Raw genomic sequence first — 16869 nt, forward strand, 5'->3', positions numbered from 1 at the left:
TCAGATAATTCTGGGACTGATTCCATTCTCAATTTATGGAGTGAACATTCTCTAATTGTGTAAAAACTTCGATTAATTAACTCTATCGCCAAGAGAGAATAGACGTTGATATTAAAGTTTCCATAATGTTAAAAAAAAAACATTAAATTCACTCTAAAAGCTAATTAATGGAAAGATTAATAACATTACTCCCTATAAGGTTACTCAAGGGAGTTTTTTTAACGCTGAATTTGTTTACTCAAAGGTTATTTATTTATTAACTTTTTAAATACTGCTAACGTTTCATCACTAACATGATGCTCAATTCCTTCGGCATCACAATGGGCCACTTCTGGTGAAATACCTAAACTTAATAGAAACTCTTCAACAATAGCATGACGCTCACGACTCTGTTGAGCGAGGCTTTCCCCTTCCTGAGTTAAGAAGACCCCTCGATAAGGAATTTGTTGAATAAGCCCGGCTGCAGCTAGCCGTTTCAGCATCTTCGCAACAGTGGGTTGTGAAACCCCCAAGCGTGCGGCCATATCAACTTGACGAACTTCCCCAAATTCATGAATAAGGTCAGAAATTAATTCAAGATAATCATCGATCAGTTCGCGTCGATGAGCTTCTCTGACCTGTTTAAAGCCTTCAACGTGATTTTCGAGATCTTTAATCGGACCAATTGCTGGCTTTAAACGCGTATGCGGGTGGTTCATGGAAATTCCTTACTAAGTCAATGTCGAAAATGCCGACCATCGCGACTATCTTAAACGAGATGAGACCAAGCTCAACACTTTTCTCTCATAGCATTGGCTAAGTAATATAGCCTGTGCTATAAATAATGAAGTGTTGTTGGTTTTTAATACAGTCATTCAAGGGGAATAGTGATGCGCGATCTAACCAAACTCCGTCAAGTACCCTGCAGTCCGAGACAGCGGGTCTCCCTACGCAACATACTAGAATTTGCCACGCTCTCACCCTTCGCCTTACGTCTTTACTTGTTGAAGCGAATTAGTAACCTTTTCTGCAGGTAAAAAAAAACGACCCAACGGGTCGTTTTTTTAGATTGGTACAATTAGAAGCTGTAACCAACACCAGCGATCCAAGTACCCACATCAACGCTACGGATACGGCTTTGCTCGTAACCAACGTCAAGTGCAACGTTTTCCCACGGGTTGAATTGCAGACCAGCACCGTAAGCAACGCCAACATCGCTGTTGCTTTTGCTGTTGTAGCCCGCAGCACCGTGACCTTCGGCGTTGTTTTGAACGCGTCCGATACCGATACCGACTACACCGTAGATGCTTGCCCAGTCATTCAGACGGTAAGCTGGACCTGCAGTGATGCCATAGTACTGACCTTTACGGTAGTCATTAACATCTTTGTTAGAGTCTTTTTCGGTGTAAGTGAAAGATGCGATCCAACCTAATGGGTTTGACTCATCTTCGTAACGGTATTTTAAGTTGAAACCGTTAGCTTTGTTTAAAACACCTTGGTAATCGCTTTGTGCGTAACCACCAGTAACGGTGCTTTTAGCCATTGCAGAACCTGCAGAAACGGCGAGTAAACAAGCTAAAGCTGAAAGACATGCAATTTTTTTCATAATAACCTCAATGTGAAATTACTTTTATTTTTCCTGACAACAGAAGAAATATAACAAAAAAAAGTAAGAAACTCTGCCCGAATTTTGTTGTCCAACCCCCTGCAACATGTAACATAACATGTACATTGAGTGATATCCCACTGATTTAAATAATAAATACCCTAAAAAAAGCGAATAGAATTTTTTTTAAAAACTACAAATCTTTAAGCATATTCTGAATCTCTATAGCTATTTCTCTACGTTTCAATACAATTCTTTGTCACCAATTACGCAATTTGAGTGCTCTATGGGAAATTTAACGAAAAGGCCCGCGTCGGTGTTATACCCTATCGGCCTATTGCTTATCGCCATGTTCACACTACAAGGTGCGGCCTCTCTCGCAAAATCTTTATTCTCGGAAGTGGGTGCGCCGGGAGTTGCCGCATTACGCTTGGGTCTATCTACCTTAATGCTTTGGGCCATGTTCAAGCCTTGGCGTCTGACGTTCACCGCTGAACAACGTAGGCCCTTGGTCTTCTATGGGCTGGCATTAGGCGGCATGAATTTCCTTTTCTATATGGCGCTCAGGACTATCCCCCTAGGCATCGGTGTCGCCCTTGAATTTGTCGGCCCCCTCACCTTAGCCTTGGCAAATTCACGTAAACTCACTGACTTCTTATGGATTATTATTGCCGTCAGTGGACTCTGGCTATTGCTGCCCCTACACGGCGGAGCCAATAATATCGATCCTCTAGGCGCCTTTTTTGCGTTAGCGGCAGGAGCCTGTTGGGCGATTTATATTATTTTTGGGCAAAAAGCGGGGGCTGAACACGGTGCTGCCACTGTTGCAGTAGGTTCGTTAATCGCCTCATTAGTTTTTGTGCCAACTGGATTGGTGATGGCGGAACCCGGGATCTGGCATTGGTCTATTCTCCCTATAGGGTTACTAGTCGCTTTACTTTCGAATGCGATCCCTTATTCACTGGAGATGATGGCCTTAACCCGCGTGCCCGCAAGGGTATTCGGGACGTTGATGAGTATGGAACCGGCTGTGGCGGCATTGTCGGGATTTCTTTTTCTTAGTGAGCATCTTTCCTTAATCCAGCTCCTAGGATTATTTGCCATTATTCTGGCGTCGGCAGGCTCCGCACTCACGATGCAATCGAAAGAAAGTAAAATTAAGCGTATTAAGATTAAAAAGAAAAATAATTCTCATTAAAGTTAAACAATTCAGTCTATTGAACTAATAGGCTGAGCCTTGCTGCAGATTCTATAAGCGCTGCTATACTGATTCCAGTTGATTAAATTCAGACCATAACAAGAAGGAATTTTTCATGAGTACTGCAAAACTTGTTAAAACACACAACACTGAACTGCATTACACCCGTAATGACGTGTCAGACGAAGACAAGACCGCGACCATTCAAGTCTTAAATAAGATTGTTGTTGAGTTGATCGACTTATCGTTGATCACCAAACAAGCCCACTGGAACATGCGTGGCGCGAACTTCATGGCGGTTCACGAAATGTTAGACGGTTTTCGTACCGCTATCACTGAACACCAAGATAACGTCGCGGAGCGCGCAGTTCAGCTAGGTGGTACCGCACTGGGAACTACCCAAGTGGTTAACGATAAAACGCCTCTTAAGAGCTACCCTCTGAATATTCACGCAGTGCAAGAGCACCTTGTCGCACTCGCCGAGCGCTACGCCTTAGTTGCTAACGATGTCCGTAAAGCAATTAGCGAAGTGAACGATGAAGATACCGCGGATATCTTTACCGCAGCATCTCGTGACCTCGATAAGTTTTTATGGTTCATCGAAGCTAATATTGAGTAAATATGTTGAAGCCAGCCTAGGCTGGCTTCACTAATGCCTTCCTTGCGCGTTTCGTATGGAAACTCCAAACTAACATGCGACTTTTTTTATTCCCCTGACCCATTTCTATCTCTTTAATCACGGGTACTGTGTAATGCTTTAACAGCTTTTTCAGTGGCGCTAAGCTTTGCTGCTTCGCTACCAGTGTGGTAAACCACAGCACTTGATGCTGGAACCCAACACTCTCTTCAATCATCCTGCTGATAAAACCGACTTCCCCCCCGTCACACCACAACTCATGGTGCCGTCCGGAGAAATTAAGCGCATTTTCCGCCATCCCTAGATGATTATTTTTTCGCGCTGTCCCTGCCGCTGCCGAGTCAGCAGAACTGTGGAAAGGCGGGTTACATAACGTAGCGTGATAAAATTCCTTAGGCTGAATGATCCCATCGAAAATTTTATGGCTCTCTTTTTGTCGACGTAGCCGAATCTGGCTTTGCAATCCACTATTAGCGGCTAACAGTTGTTGCGCCGCACGAATAGATTCAGGCTGACAGTCACTCCCGGTAAAACGCCACCCATATTCAGCATTACCGAGCAGAGGATAAATACAGTTTGCGCCACATCCGATATCTAATACGGTGATCTGCGGGCCATGATATACCGCTAGATCTTCGGCTAAACAATCTGCGAGGTGATGAATATAATCAGCTCTTCCCGGAATCGGTGGGCAAAGATGGTCGTCTGCAAGCTGCCAATGTAGTTGATACCAATGACTGAGCAAGGCTTTATTTAACAGCATCACCGCTTCAGGCGCGCCAAAATTCAGGCTCAACTTACCCGTAGGCGTTAACAGCGACCAGTCTCTGAGTTTCGGTTCGATTTCAAATAGCGCAGCTAAATCATAATGACCTTGATAACGGTTTCTCGGATGCATTAGTAACCTTGTTTAGTCAGCCAATTCTTAGCGTCGGTAAGCGAAGCACAACGCCCACAGGCGACGAGGCAGCTCATAAGTTGTTCACGAAGGGGTTGCGGGACGGGGCATTGTTGTTCTAAGACTTGTCGTGTCCACGCCACCGTCGTTGCGATCTCTTTATTGCCGGCCAACGGCGTTTGCGCAGGCATACCACGTGGGACAATCTCCATGGCCTCACCACCCTCGTTATCGACAAACTGAATGGCTGAAGGGCGTTGTGGGTTGAGATACACTTCGCCTTCACATCCATTCGATACTAGCGCTTTACCTTTTATGTCTTGGAAAAATTGGGTGACCTTAGGCAGATATTCCGGATGCGAGACGCTCGTCAATCTCACTGCTGCCTGGGCCGGGAAAGGCGAGATCAGTTTCGCCAACGTATGCGCGCTATTGCGCAGCCCTAAGTGCCAACGCAGATCGAGCTGTTTGGCTAGAGGGGGACAGAGCGTATCAATCGTCATCAACGTTAGTCCGTTGTCTCGTAATTGCTGCAGGGCCCGTGGGGTGTCGCTTGCCGGATGGATCCCCATCGCGTCAAGAATATCGACGGTTGTGATCCGTGTTGGATCGCGGTGAATACTATGAAGAAAGACGTTCAGCCCTAACTTATTGAGCAATAAGGCGAGGAGCGGAGTACAGTTTGCCTGACGTCGAGCGCCATTGTAACTCGGAATAACTACAGTATGCGGGAGCTCCGGCCATTGAGGTAAAAACGCTTCCAATGCGCGATAAAACCCTAATAGCTCTTCCTCCCCCTCTCCTTTAATTCGTAACGCAATCAAGATTGCGCCTAGGGAAAGGTCATCCACTTCATCGGCTAAGATTGCACGATAAAGTGTGGTGGCGGTATCGAGATCAAGGTGACGTGCATGCAGTTTGCCACGTCCAATCTCTTTAATAATCTGTTTGATATCCATGAGTCTCTCTACTTACGTGAAGGACGACGGCTAGGCTTTTTCGGCACCCGTGGTGGCGGTATAACACTTATTTCACCCGTAATATGGGGTTGCTCAATAGGAAAAATGGGCAGTGATGCGAGCAGACGGCTACCATAATTACGCGTCATCAACCGGCGATCATAGATAACGATTTCACCATGACATTGATGGCTTCGAATCAACCTTCCGACCTGCTGAATCAAGGTAAAAGAGGCTGTTGGTAGGCTTTGACTCTCAAAGGGGTAGCGTTGCTTACTCTTTAGCCACTCACCTTCCGTGACGATGACCGGGCTATCGATCGGTGCAAACGCAATTTTATGTATATGTACTGCCGTTAAGAGATCCCCTTTTAGATCCAAGCCCTCAGCAAAGGATTGTAGACCGACCAAGATACTTTGCTGGCCTGCTCCTACGCGCTCACGATGTAATTCAATGAGTCGGGTCCGAGGCTGATCGCCCTGTACTAGCATCGATAAGCGTTTATCTGCCAGTAAAGTCACAAATTGCTGTAATGCACGCATACTCGAAAATAGTACCAGAATACCTTTATGGGACGTATCCTCAAGCCGGTGACGAAACAGCGTAGCCATCTCGGCTAAGTGTGCGGCCTCATGCTTAAAATCAGGCTCATACTGCATTTGCGGGATAATGAGCTTACCTTGCTCAGCATGGTTAAAGGGGCTTTCCAAGCAGACGAAACGATCGGTCGCTTTTTCGCTTAACCCCGACAGCTCTTGGAAGCGAGAAAACGTATTCAGGCTTCGCAGCGTAGCTGAAGTTAAAATTGTGTGTGGGACTTTCGACCACAGGATATTCTCAAGCTGCGCGCTAACGCGAATACCCGCGCAATGCAGCCATAACTGTGGCTTGTCTTCTCCCTTCTCCAGCGTGGCCCATTTGGAGACAGGGGCACCCGAGAGTTGCCGCAATGCCGCTAAACGCCATAATTTAGCTTGTGCTTCAAAGTGACCAAAGAAGCGGTTAAGCTGGAGCATCCCACGGTGGATCCTGACCATATCCGCTTTGCCCGTCTGCTCACCCAAAAAATTAATCAATGTTTCTGCTGCAGCACGCAGGCTATCGTAAAGCTTATAAAGCTGCTCACAAAGGTCGCGTAGCGCGTCGGGAAGCTCCCCCATAACAAAACGGTAGCTCTGGTCTGGTGCTGACTTAACCAAGGGTAATAGGGCCTGGGTAAAATTCATCAATAATTCGTCGATGGTTTCACGATGCACGGCCAAGCGCTCAGGCTTCGCCAAGGCAGGCGGCGAGGTTAAGGTAAATTGCGCCCTAATTTGCTCGATCGCTTTGCCAAAAAGATCGAGTTGTAAGGAGAGGCTCGATGGCGTGATTTCCGCACTCATCTCTAAAGCATCGCGCGCGACATCGGGAAGATGATGGCCTTCATCCATTATCAAAAGTAAATCTTTGGCGGGAGGCAGTACCGAATCACTTTCCAGTGCCGCCATGACCAACGCATGGTTAGTGATCACGACGTCGACGTTATCAATATCCCGTCGGGCGGTGAAGAAGGGACATTCTTTGTACCATTGACAATGATGTGCGAGGCAGTGCGCTTTATCGGTCGATAGTCGCGCCCATAGGCCATCACTAATATTCTCGGGGTAGTGATCGCGCACGCCATCCCAGCTCCCCTTATCTAGGCCTGATTGTAGGCTGTCGCACTGCTTTTGCTCATGAGTCGTCAGCGCATCCGGCGCCTGACTACTTAGCGAGGTATCCTCTAACAGATAAAGGAGATCGGGCTGGCTGCTATCACCCGTGAAATACAGATTACGCGGACAAACGTAACGCCGTCTTCCAAACGCGGTCGTGTAAGTGAGATCGGGGATAAAGGCTTTCAGTAACGGAAGATCTTTGCGGTAGATTTGGTCTTGTAGCGCAACGTTAGCCGTACTGATGACCAACGTTTTACTCTCTTCACGGCTTACGGCGATACCTGGGATAAGGTAGGAGAGCGTTTTACCCACCCCAGTGGGCGCCTCAATCGCGAGGTGGCGACCCGCGTCGCCCGCTAAGGTCTTCGCTACTTCTGCCATCATCTGTCGCTGCGCGAGTCGTGGAATAAAATCATCAACGTTGCGCTGAAGTTTTTTATACCAATCGCTGATTTGCGTTTTAATTGCTGAGGTAAGTGCCATAAAGACCAGTGATAAAATGAATCAGCCTGTATTTTTACACAGTATCCGCGTAACGTCAGCAGTTGTCGGGAATTTTTTAGCCTTCAGCTGTAGGGTGGAGATACATCACCGTGGTCGCTTGATAGTCGCCAGCTGTTGACTGGGCGAAATCGGGGATCTCACCCGCCACCATCCACCCTAATGTTTGATAAAAAGCCACTGTAATATCATCACTGCGCGTATCTAGGACAAGCAGCTTTAGCCCCAGGTGTGCGGCAAATTCTGCGGCGGCTACCATCAGCTTCCTCGCGATACCCTGACGACGCCATTGATGACCCACAATCAATTTCACTATCTCGCCACGATGACGCCCATTAGGTTTTGTACAACACTCTAGACCTACTACGCCAACGATTTGCTGGCCGACCCGCGCGCAAAAAAAATGCAGATTAGCTGCCTCTATGGCACGACTCTGCTGCTGCCAGTAAGCCTGTATAGCCTCGGCCTGTTGAGTCGCATCGGTATAACCAATGCTCGCTCCTAAGCTTACCGCCTCACAAAGCAATGCGGTTAACTGGGTGACCTCTTCTATCGTGAGCGGCGCAACGACTCTTTCAATGTTCATCTCTCTCTCCACAAAACGATGAGTTTATCCTTAATGGCGTGTAGCGAGGGAGAGGATATACTTATAGTTCAATCAAGAGGATTGAAAACTTTATTCGCTACACTGATGAGAGTATGATCCCCCGAAATTGTTTTGAGACGCTCTCGATGAATTACAAAAAAATATTTTTTATCTTACTGTTTCTCTTTATGGCTATTGGTGGCGTTGGCGGTGTGGCGCTAATCGGCTACTCGATTATCCTCGGTAAATAGCCGAACTACCCTGCCTACGCCTTAAATTGCTCGACGAGTAACGGGAAGGTCGTTTTAAACCAGGGTGTGAAACGTTCTGGGTAATCCAGTAGCTCTTGCCCGATATCTGTCAACGATGCGAAGCGGTAGCTTTCTGCTTCCTGCGGATTTAGCACCGGTAACTGCTCGGTAATACCAGTGAAGATATGCCCAAACTCGTGTTCGACTAACCCATTAGTCACCGGTAAGTTGTAATAGGTCTGTGTCAGTTTTTCTAAGGGCAGCGTCAGCCCCATCTCTTCATTGAGTCGGCGCTCGGCAGCCTGCTGTGTCTCTTCCTGTGGGAAAGGATGACCGCAGCACGTATTGCTCCACAGACCGCCACAGTGATACTTACTGAATGCGCGTTGTTGCAGCATAAGTTGATGTTGAGAGTTAAAAACGTAAACCGTGATTGCACGATGCAAACGTCCTTGCCGGTGTGCTTCAAGCTTTTCCATCTTCCCCAGCGGATTGTCTTGCTTATCCACTAGAATGACCTCGATAGTGTCCATCGTTTTCCCCTGTTCAAACCACTTGGCTAAAATAAGTGTAGCAGTCTTAGCTAAAAAAAAGCTGCCTCAATTAGGCAGCTTAGTGGCTAGCAGAATAATGTCTACTGGTACGTGAACGATTTTATTTGGGTATGCACAGAATCAGTACCGATCATTACCTCGAACTGACCGGGCTCCACAACCCACTTCATCTCTTGATTCCAGAAGCTTAGCGCGTTTTTATCGATCGTAAAGGTCACTGTCTTCGATTGGCCTGGCTGCAGCCAGACTTTTTGGAAGCCCTTTAACTCTTTGACTGGCCGACTGAGTGAAGCGACAGGATCGTGTAAATAGAGCTGAACAACCGTCGCTCCAGCGCGCTTACCACTATTCGTTACCATCACACTCGCTGCGAGTGTGTGATGACCCGTCATTGTCGGCGAAGACAGCGTGACCGGTGATAGCGTGAAGTCTGTATAGCTCAGCCCATAACCAAAGGGATAAAGCGGACTATTGTTAATATCGAAATAATGGGAGGTATATTTATTGGGATGCGTAAAATCGTAGGGCCGCCCGGTAGGGAGATGGTTGTAGTAAAGCGGTAACTGTCCCACCGAGCGCGGGAATGTGACCGGTAGTTTCCCTGAAGGATTCTGATCGCCAAATAGGATATCGCTGATCGCATGCCCACCCTCAGTCCCACTGAACCATGTTTCGAGGATCCCGTCTGCTTGCCCATCTTGCTGGGTAATGTCTAAGGCCCGCCCATTCATCAATACCAGAACGAGGGGTTTGCCGGTCGCCTTCACTGCATCGATCAGCTCGCGTTGTGCTTTAGGGATACGGATATCCGTCCGGCTTGACGCCTCATGTGCCATCCCTTGCGACTCTCCTACCGCCATCACCACCACATCGGCTTTTTTCGCGACCGCTACCGCTTCATCGCGAAGTTGCTGCGGGCTGCGTTGATCGACCGTGACCGCAGGCTCATAGAGATTTAGAAATGCTTGCACCTTGCTGTTATCGGTGATATTCGACCCTTTCGCATAGAGCAACGTCGCGCTACTCCCAACCGCCTCACGCATCCCTTGTAATAACGTGATTGACTGTTGCGCGACACCCGCCGCCGACCAGCTTCCCATAATGTCTCTTTGGCTATCCGCGAGCGGGCCGATTACGGCAATAGTCCCTTGCTTTTGCAACGGCAAGATATGATGCCAATTTTTGAGAAGGACTATACTCTGGGCTGCGACTTGTCGGGCTTCCTGGCGATGTAGGCGATCTTCGGCATTAGTATCCTTAGGATCACTACCCACTGGACCTAAATGGCTATACGCATCGCGGAATAGCCCCATGTCGTATTTAACATTGAGGACATGACGCGCCGCATTGTCGATCTCAGCTGAGGTCACGGCACCCTTCTTAACCAGACCAGGCAGATATTGACTGTAATATTGGTCGCTCATGCTCATATCGATACCCGCCTTAATGGCGATGCGTACCGCATCAGCAGGATCACTGGCGACTCCGTGATTGATTAATTCTTTAATCGCACCGTGATCGCTGACGGTTATCCCCTTGAAATGCCATTGATGACGCAGTAAATCAGTCAGTAACCAGTGGTTAGCGGTCGCGGGAACGCCGTTAATAGAATTCAGCGATACCATCACGCCACCGCTACCCGCTTGCAACGCTGTTTGATAAGGCGGTAAATAATGCTGAAACATCTGCTGTGAGCTCATGTCGACACTATTATATTCTCGGCCCCCCTCCACCGCCCCGTATAAGGCGAAGTGCTTGACGCTGGTCATCACTGAATTTCGGTCAGCAGGATCCTTACCTTGCATCGCCTCCACCATGGTTTTGCCCATTATTGAGGTCAGATAGGTATCTTCTCCAAATCCTTCTGAATTACGTCCCCAGCGCGGCTCGTGACTCACATCGACCATCGGCGCCCAGGTCATATTCAAACCATCTTGTGCGGCTTCTAAGGCAGACACCCGCCCCACCGAGGTAACGGCCTGAGTATCCCAGGTCGCAGCGAGACCCAATGGAATGGGGAAAATAGTCCGTTGACCATGTACGACGTCGTAAGCGAAAAAGAGAGGAATTTTAAGGCGACTCAACTGCATGACCTGGTCTTGCATCACACGGATATCCGAACGAGTCACAGTATTGAAGATGGCACCCACTTGCCCTTTTTCAATCATCTGTTTAATTACTGATTTTGGCGTGTCCGGTCCGACACTTATCAGACGTAACTGCCCGATTTTTTCATCGAGAGTCATTTTCTTAAGGAGTGACGTGACAAATTGATCGCGTTGTTGCTCACTCTGACTCGGGTGAGGTATCGGCTCCGCGAAGAGAGTCGTTGAGAAAAGCGTTAAGGGCAATATAAGAGCGTAGGGAAACATCGATTTCATTAACAATTCTCTAGGCAATAACTCTCATCGCTGATGCGCGGATGAAAGAAGATGATTAAGTAATGATAATGTCAGAATACGGTAAGAAAGAGAAAATAAATTGATGGCGGGCACGCCGTCGTCGGTCGTGCCCTAGAGAATCTATTCTAGATTAGCAGAGGCTTCTTTTTCGGCTGCCTTCTGCTCAATAACCATTGTTTGAGGCGATGAGAGAGCGATATTGGCGTCACGCAGCCTTACCAGTACATCAAATAACAGTTCGCTGCGGGTCGATGAGATCAAACGCTGAGAAATCACATTACCGGTGACACTCAATAGGATCCCTTGCGCAGAGAGATCTTTAAAACTCACCGATGGCGCAGGCGTATCTAAGATTTTCTCGTTGTCGGTAAAGGTACTTAATAAAATATCTTTTACCTTAACGGGGTCAATATCGAGAGGAAACGTCAACGGAATCGTCACTACCCCTTGCGCATTCCCCATCGTCGCATTACGTACGTTTTGCGAAATAAACTGCGAATTCGGGACGATTACCGTCGATTTATCGGTTAATAAGATTTCGGTCGCACGCACGTTAATCCGTCGAATATCACCCTCAATCCCGCTTATCGTTACCAGATCCCCCACCTTCACGGGACGTTCGGTTAACAGGATAAGTCCGGAGATAAAGTTCTTCACGATCTCTTGCAAACCAAAACCGATCCCGACCGATAAGGCGCTAACAATCCACGCAAGCTTGTTCCACTGTACACCAATTGCGGAGAGCGTCATGAGGATGACTAACACGTACCCGATATTACTAAACAGCGTGACCAATGAGACACGCATTCCGGCATCCATCGACGTCTGCGGAAGGAAATCATGATCGAGCCAGTTACGTACAGAACGCAGTACGTAGATCCCCGCCACGAGTGTGACGATAGCCATCACAACATGTGAAGGAATTAAATTAAGCTTCTCTAATCCACGCCCCGCAAAGAAATCGATAATACGGCTTAAGATTTCTCCCGGACTGGATGAGGAGATCGTTCCATTCATCAATAGGAGGATCAGCATGATAATTAACGCTGATTTTAATATTCCCGAAAACAGGCTACCGAGTTGGAGTAAGGTCTTTTCACTTAAATTAAGCGAGCGAGTGACCAACTTTCCTGGAGCGCTATTAGTCGAGAATAAGACTTGGCAACCGTCGACCGCTAAAGCGTTAAGGAAATAGAAGGTACTGAATAAGATCCCTACCCAGATGACCTCATAACTTAAATAACGCGCTAGCCCGACATAGCCGATGACGAGACAGATGAGAATAGTGATCCCCGTCAATATCAGCGCAATATCGACTAATCCAGCGATACGTGAGCGTTCAACCTCATGACCCGTTTTCTCAATCTTACGGCGGATGCGTCGTGTACGGATCACCATCATTAGGCAGAGCAAACCAATCAAGATCGCGGTGAGACCATTGCCAAGTATTGTGGTACTAACGCTTGTTTCGATGGCACGGTTAAAGGCTTCAAGGCCTTGAAAGATAAAGACTAGCGTTGCAATCACGATTGGGAAAGGCTTTAACGCCTTAGCCAAGTCATCGTTAATCACCGGTAAGCGCCAACTTGGACGACGGGTAGAAAGAAATGCCCGCCCTAGCCCTGCGATCAGCCCCGCTAGGATACTCTGAACCCCTAGGCTTGAGACCAGATCGCGCACATCATCTGCGCTATCTGGATGGCGTGCAAAGGCAAGCGCGAGGAAATTACAACATAGCGTTATCGCTAATAGCGTCGTGATGGCAATCGCACAGGCCAGAAAGCTACGACGAAAACGCCCTTCGGAGAGTTTATTGATACTGACCCATGCCAGAAACTCTTCCATATAGCGGCGACCTAGCGCCATCACTAGTACTGCGGCGAGTAGCCATAGTCCCGTCCCGATACGATAATCAGGAGAGAGTGACAAGAGTACGCTTTGTTTAAGATCTTGCGCAAAGCCGACGATTTTTGGCCCATCGACTGGGTTATTGTAGAGCGGTTGCCAGAACTTTGCCGACAAGATACTGCCGGTATTTAGGCTCACCTGGTTTTTCAGGCGATCGCGACGCAAATTAAGGATTTGCGAGGAAAGTACCGATGCTCCATTTTGTAAGGCATTCGCTTGTTTAATTTGATCATCGAGACGCGATTTTTGCGCCAACAGTTGCCGACGTTTACTGGTCACATCCGCGGTCTCTTTCACCCCGCTTGCCGGGGTCGGCGCTGGGCCTAACACGGCGAGTTGCGCATCTACCTGCTGGCTTTGCGGCACGAGGTTTTGCGATAGCGTGTTCGCATTCTCCCCGAGATCCACTGCCATATCGTTCAGTTGTGCCAGCTGCGACTCATCAGACACGCCAGAGACTTGCCCTTTAATTTTATCAAGAATGACCTGCATCTTGGGTAACTCGACAGAAGCATCGACCTTCGCCGCTGCCGTATCGCCAGATTGATCGCTGTCATCCTCCGCACTCGCCATCGGCATTGACGCGAGTAACGTGGCTATCATAAAGAATATCGTGAAGATTTTTCTAAGATGACTCATACCTATTCCTAAATTCTTTTCCCAATCGCTGAGAGTGAGTATAGAAAGCTCTCTACACTCTGCCTATAAGACGGTGACCTAAAATCCTATTCTAGCTAACGGGCCGCGGCCTTATAAGCGAGGGCCGCCACGGGTACCGGTGCAGATTTTCCGGTCTCGAGCCAACTACGAATACGATTCGCATCCGCGAAGTGGGTGTATTTACCGAAAGCATCCAGAACGACTAACGCCATCGGACGCCCATTAATGACGGTACGCATCGCGAGGCAGTGGCCAGCCTGATCCGTGTACCCCGTCTTGGTTAAGGCGATCTGCCACGTTTTGTTATAAATCAGGTGATTAGTATTACGAAAGGGCAGGTTATAGCGAGGCTGTTGGAAAGCTGCCGTCGTCTCCTGGGTTGTACTCAGTTGGCCAATTAATGGATAAGCCCGAGTCGCTTTAAGTAATTTAATCAAATCTTCCGCATCTGATACATTCTGAATAGAAAGTCCTGTCGGCTCGACATAATGAGTATGCGTCATCCCTAATGCGCGTGCTTTCGCATTCATCGCCTGGATGAAGGCGGAATAGCCGCCCTTGTAGTTCGCGGCTAAGCTCGCAGCGGCGCGATTCTCCGACGACATCAACGCCAGTAGCATCATGTCACGGCGGCTAATATGACTGTTAACTTTCACGCGGGAGAAAACGCCACGCATCTCCCGCGTCTGATGAATATCTACCGGTAAAAGTTCATCCAAAGGTTGTTTGGCATCCAAGGCAACCATCACGGTCATCAGCTTAGTCAGCGAGGCGATGGGCCGTACCCGATCAGGGTGAAGTGAAAAAACGACTTTATTCGTCGTTAGGTCGACAACTAAAGCGCTCCCTGAAGCGATTTGTGGCTGAACTAATCGGTTCTCTTGGCTTGCACTATACTTAGTCGGCGTGGCCTGAGCGGAAACGGAACCGCAACAACAGAGAAAGAAGGCGAGGATACAATGATAGCGTTTTACTGGCATTTTTCGTCTAATATAGTCAAAGTCAATTTTCTGTATGCTCTACAGGCTGCGGTACCCTACTCGGGTAAGCTGGCGACAGCATCATACGCGGGTCGCCCCAGAAAACGCTAAGTCTGTTTAGAAATTTAACAGTATATTTGTAAAAAAATCTGTCAAGTCAGTTCAATTTATCTGCTGGGCGCCAATACAGCAAAAAAATACGTCTTTACTAACGTCAGGATCTTAATTCGTCTATGGATATTCACTCACTCATCTCACATTATGGTTACCTCGCATTAGTCATCGGTTGCATGGCTGAAGGTGAAACCTTTGTCTTACTCGGCGGCATCGCGGCACACGAAGGATTGCTACACCTTTACTGGGTCATCGCGGCAGCCATGTTGGGCGGCATCATTGGCGACCAAATACTCTTTTTTCTCGGCTGGCGTTACGGGACTAAGTTTTTAAACCGATTTGAAAAGCAGCAAAGTAAAATCGATAAGGCGAACACGTTAATCCACAAGCACCCTGCATTATTCGTCATTGGTGCGCGGTTTATGTATGGCTTTCGGATCATTGGCCCGATCATTATTGGGTCAAGCGGCCTGCACCCATGGTTATTCGTCCTGCTCAATATTCTCGGCGCGGCGCTGTGGGCCGGCCTTTTCGCCAGCCTTGGGTTCTATGCAGGCAAAGTCATTACCCCTTGGCTCAATCGAATCGAAGGCTACCTTGAACCCTTATTCTGGGTAGTGGTTGCCGCATTGGTAATTTGGGGCGGCTGGAAGCTGATTCAGTGGCTTCGCTCGCGCAAAGCTGGGTAGTGAGCTCACGGAAAAATCAGAATATTTGAGCGAATGTAAAAAGCAGATGTTCATTAATCATTTCTGCACATATACTAAGCGTAAGACCGAGCGAGACTCGGTCTATTACCTTGTTCACACTACCGTTAATCAGGTTTAAGCCATACATCATTATGAAAAAAAGCATCCGCGCGTTGATTTCTGCTGCCTTCACTGTTGCAGCCTTTTCTCAGACTGCACAGGCGGTGGTATATCCACTCCCGGCAGCGAACAGTAGCATTACTGGCGAGAACCTCGAAGTCTCTATTCCTAGTGACAGCAGCTTACCTCTAGAAGCCTTTGCTGCCCAATACGAGATGGGGCTAAGTAATATTTTAGAAGCGAACCATGGGATCGATGTTTATTTACCTAAGGCCGGTTCTAAGCTAATTATTCCTCAACAGCTTATTCTTCCTGATGCGCCGCGTGAAGGTATCGTCATCAACAGTGCCGAGATGCGCCTTTATTACTATCCGAAAGGCGGTCATACCGTCGTAGTTCTGCCTATCGGTATCGGTCAACTCGGAAAAGATACGCCGCTTAGCTGGACGACCAAGGTAGAAAGTAAACGTCCTAATCCAACATGGACCCCGACGGCTAAGATGCATAGCGAATATGCGGATGACGGTAAAAATCTCCCGACTATATTCCCTGCCGGTCCAGATAATCCGATGGGGCTGTACGCACTTTATATCGGTAAAATGTACGCGATTCATGGCACAAATGCCGATTTTGGTATCGGACTACGCGTCAGTCACGGATGTGTGCGTCTGCGCGGGCAAGATATTAAATGGTTATTCGAACATGTCCCCGTTGGAACGCGCGTACAGTTTGTTAACCAACCGGTAAAAGCGTCGGTAGAAGCCGATGGCTCCCGTTACCTTGAAGTCCACAACCCACTTTCGACTACCGAAGAACAATTTAACAGTAACGCGGTAGTGCCGATTAGCTTAACCCAATCGGTCAGTAAGGTGCTTAGCGATCCCAGCGTCAATCAAGATGTGGTAAACCAGGTATTGAAAAACCGCACCGGGATGCCAGTGAAAGTCAATGGCGTTGCTGAAGCTCATGCGAACACTCCCCAGCCCGTCTCGGAGCAAAGCGATGCCAAACCTGGCGAAGCCCCCGACACGGCTTTTTCTGCACAAGGTGCGAGCGATGCGGTCACCCAGCCGCCACCCGTAGAAGAATAACAGTTAATGGCCACGATACCGATTGTGGCCATTTTC

General features: G+C 48.1%; 15 protein-coding genes. 5 read left to right on the forward strand and 10 right to left on the reverse strand.

Annotation, left to right across the window (positions count from 1 at the left end; translation table 11 throughout):
• Window positions 1–245: 245 nt before the first annotated feature.
• Both mntR and ompX read right to left on the reverse strand, forming a co-directional pair.
• Window positions 246–698 (reverse strand): manganese-binding transcriptional regulator MntR, encoded by a 453-nt coding sequence (mntR, locus tag HGT70_RS12545; RefSeq protein WP_071434770.1) that lies wholly within the window; start codon window positions 696–698, stop codon window positions 246–248.
• 359 nt (window positions 699–1057) lie between these two features.
• Complete coding sequence (gene ompX / locus HGT70_RS12550; RefSeq protein ID WP_071434768.1) at window positions 1058–1585, reverse strand: outer membrane protein OmpX; 528 nt, start codon at window positions 1583–1585, stop codon at window positions 1058–1060.
• Between the two features lie 286 nt (window positions 1586–1871).
• Between ompX and rhtA the strand changes: the two genes are divergently transcribed.
• On the forward strand, window positions 1872–2783 hold the full coding sequence (gene rhtA / locus HGT70_RS12555; protein WP_071434766.1) for a threonine/homoserine exporter RhtA: 912 nt from the start codon (window positions 1872–1874) through the stop codon (window positions 2781–2783).
• A 115-nt stretch (window positions 2784–2898) separates the two neighbouring features.
• Window positions 2899–3402: a DNA starvation/stationary phase protection protein Dps gene (gene dps, locus HGT70_RS12560; protein ID WP_071434764.1), complete on the forward strand. Its 504-nt coding sequence runs from the start codon at window positions 2899–2901 to the stop codon at window positions 3400–3402.
• 16 nt (window positions 3403–3418) lie between these two features.
• Here dps and rlmF read toward each other — a convergent pair whose 3' ends face one another.
• From rlmF to HGT70_RS12580, 4 genes are all read right to left on the reverse strand, one after another.
• A complete protein-coding gene (gene rlmF / locus HGT70_RS12565; RefSeq protein ID WP_214196091.1) occupies window positions 3419–4318 on the reverse strand; it encodes a 23S rRNA (adenine(1618)-N(6))-methyltransferase RlmF in 900 nt (299 codons plus the stop codon).
• A complete protein-coding gene (gene ybiB / locus HGT70_RS12570) occupies window positions 4318–5277 on the reverse strand; it encodes a DNA-binding protein YbiB (protein ID WP_071434760.1) in 960 nt (319 codons plus the stop codon). Before ybiB ends, rlmF begins: the two co-directional genes overlap by 1 nt.
• 8 nt (window positions 5278–5285) lie before the next feature.
• Entirely contained in the window at window positions 5286–7460 is a 2175-nt protein-coding gene (gene dinG / locus HGT70_RS12575; protein WP_214196092.1) for an ATP-dependent DNA helicase DinG, read from the reverse strand.
• Between the two features lie 76 nt (window positions 7461–7536).
• Window positions 7537–8064 carry a GNAT family N-acetyltransferase gene (locus HGT70_RS12580; RefSeq protein WP_214196093.1) on the reverse strand — a complete coding sequence of 176 codons (528 nt, stop codon included), beginning with the start codon at window positions 8062–8064 and terminating at the stop codon, window positions 7537–7539.
• 146 nt (window positions 8065–8210) lie between these two features.
• Between HGT70_RS12580 and HGT70_RS16650 the strand changes: the two genes are divergently transcribed.
• Window positions 8211–8315, forward strand: coding sequence for a hypothetical protein (locus HGT70_RS16650; RefSeq protein ID WP_232526967.1), 105 nt, complete (start codon window positions 8211–8213; stop codon window positions 8313–8315).
• 14 nt (window positions 8316–8329) lie between these two features.
• Here the strand turns inward: HGT70_RS16650 and idi are convergent, their stop codons facing one another.
• The 4 genes from idi to pbpG form a co-directional block, all read right to left on the reverse strand.
• Window positions 8330–8848, reverse strand: a complete 519-nt coding sequence (gene idi, locus HGT70_RS12585) for an isopentenyl-diphosphate Delta-isomerase (protein ID WP_214196095.1) — start codon at window positions 8846–8848, stop codon at window positions 8330–8332.
• A gap of 101 nt (window positions 8849–8949) precedes the next feature.
• Complete coding sequence (gene bglX / locus HGT70_RS12590; protein ID WP_214196096.1) at window positions 8950–11250, reverse strand: beta-glucosidase BglX; 2301 nt, start codon at window positions 11248–11250, stop codon at window positions 8950–8952.
• Between the two features lie 141 nt (window positions 11251–11391).
• Entirely contained in the window at window positions 11392–13818 is a 2427-nt protein-coding gene (locus HGT70_RS12595) for a DUF3772 domain-containing protein (protein WP_214196098.1), read from the reverse strand.
• Window positions 13819–13913: 95 nt separating this feature from the next.
• Entirely contained in the window at window positions 13914–14819 is a 906-nt protein-coding gene (gene pbpG, locus HGT70_RS12600) for a D-alanyl-D-alanine endopeptidase (RefSeq protein WP_214196100.1), read from the reverse strand.
• A gap of 233 nt (window positions 14820–15052) precedes the next feature.
• Here pbpG and HGT70_RS12605 point away from each other — a divergent pair, with 233 nt between their 5' ends.
• Entirely contained in the window at window positions 15053–15622 is a 570-nt protein-coding gene (locus HGT70_RS12605) for a DedA family protein (RefSeq protein ID WP_214196101.1), read from the forward strand.
• 152 nt (window positions 15623–15774) lie between these two features.
• Window positions 15775–16833: a L,D-transpeptidase family protein gene (locus tag HGT70_RS12610; RefSeq protein WP_214196102.1), complete on the forward strand. Its 1059-nt coding sequence runs from the start codon at window positions 15775–15777 to the stop codon at window positions 16831–16833.
• The last annotated feature ends 36 nt before the right edge of the window (window positions 16834–16869 follow it).

Origin of the sequence: Rosenbergiella collisarenosi, from assembly GCF_018494085.1 — a bacterium.
GTDB lineage: Bacteria > Pseudomonadota > Gammaproteobacteria > Enterobacterales > Enterobacteriaceae > Rosenbergiella > Rosenbergiella collisarenosi.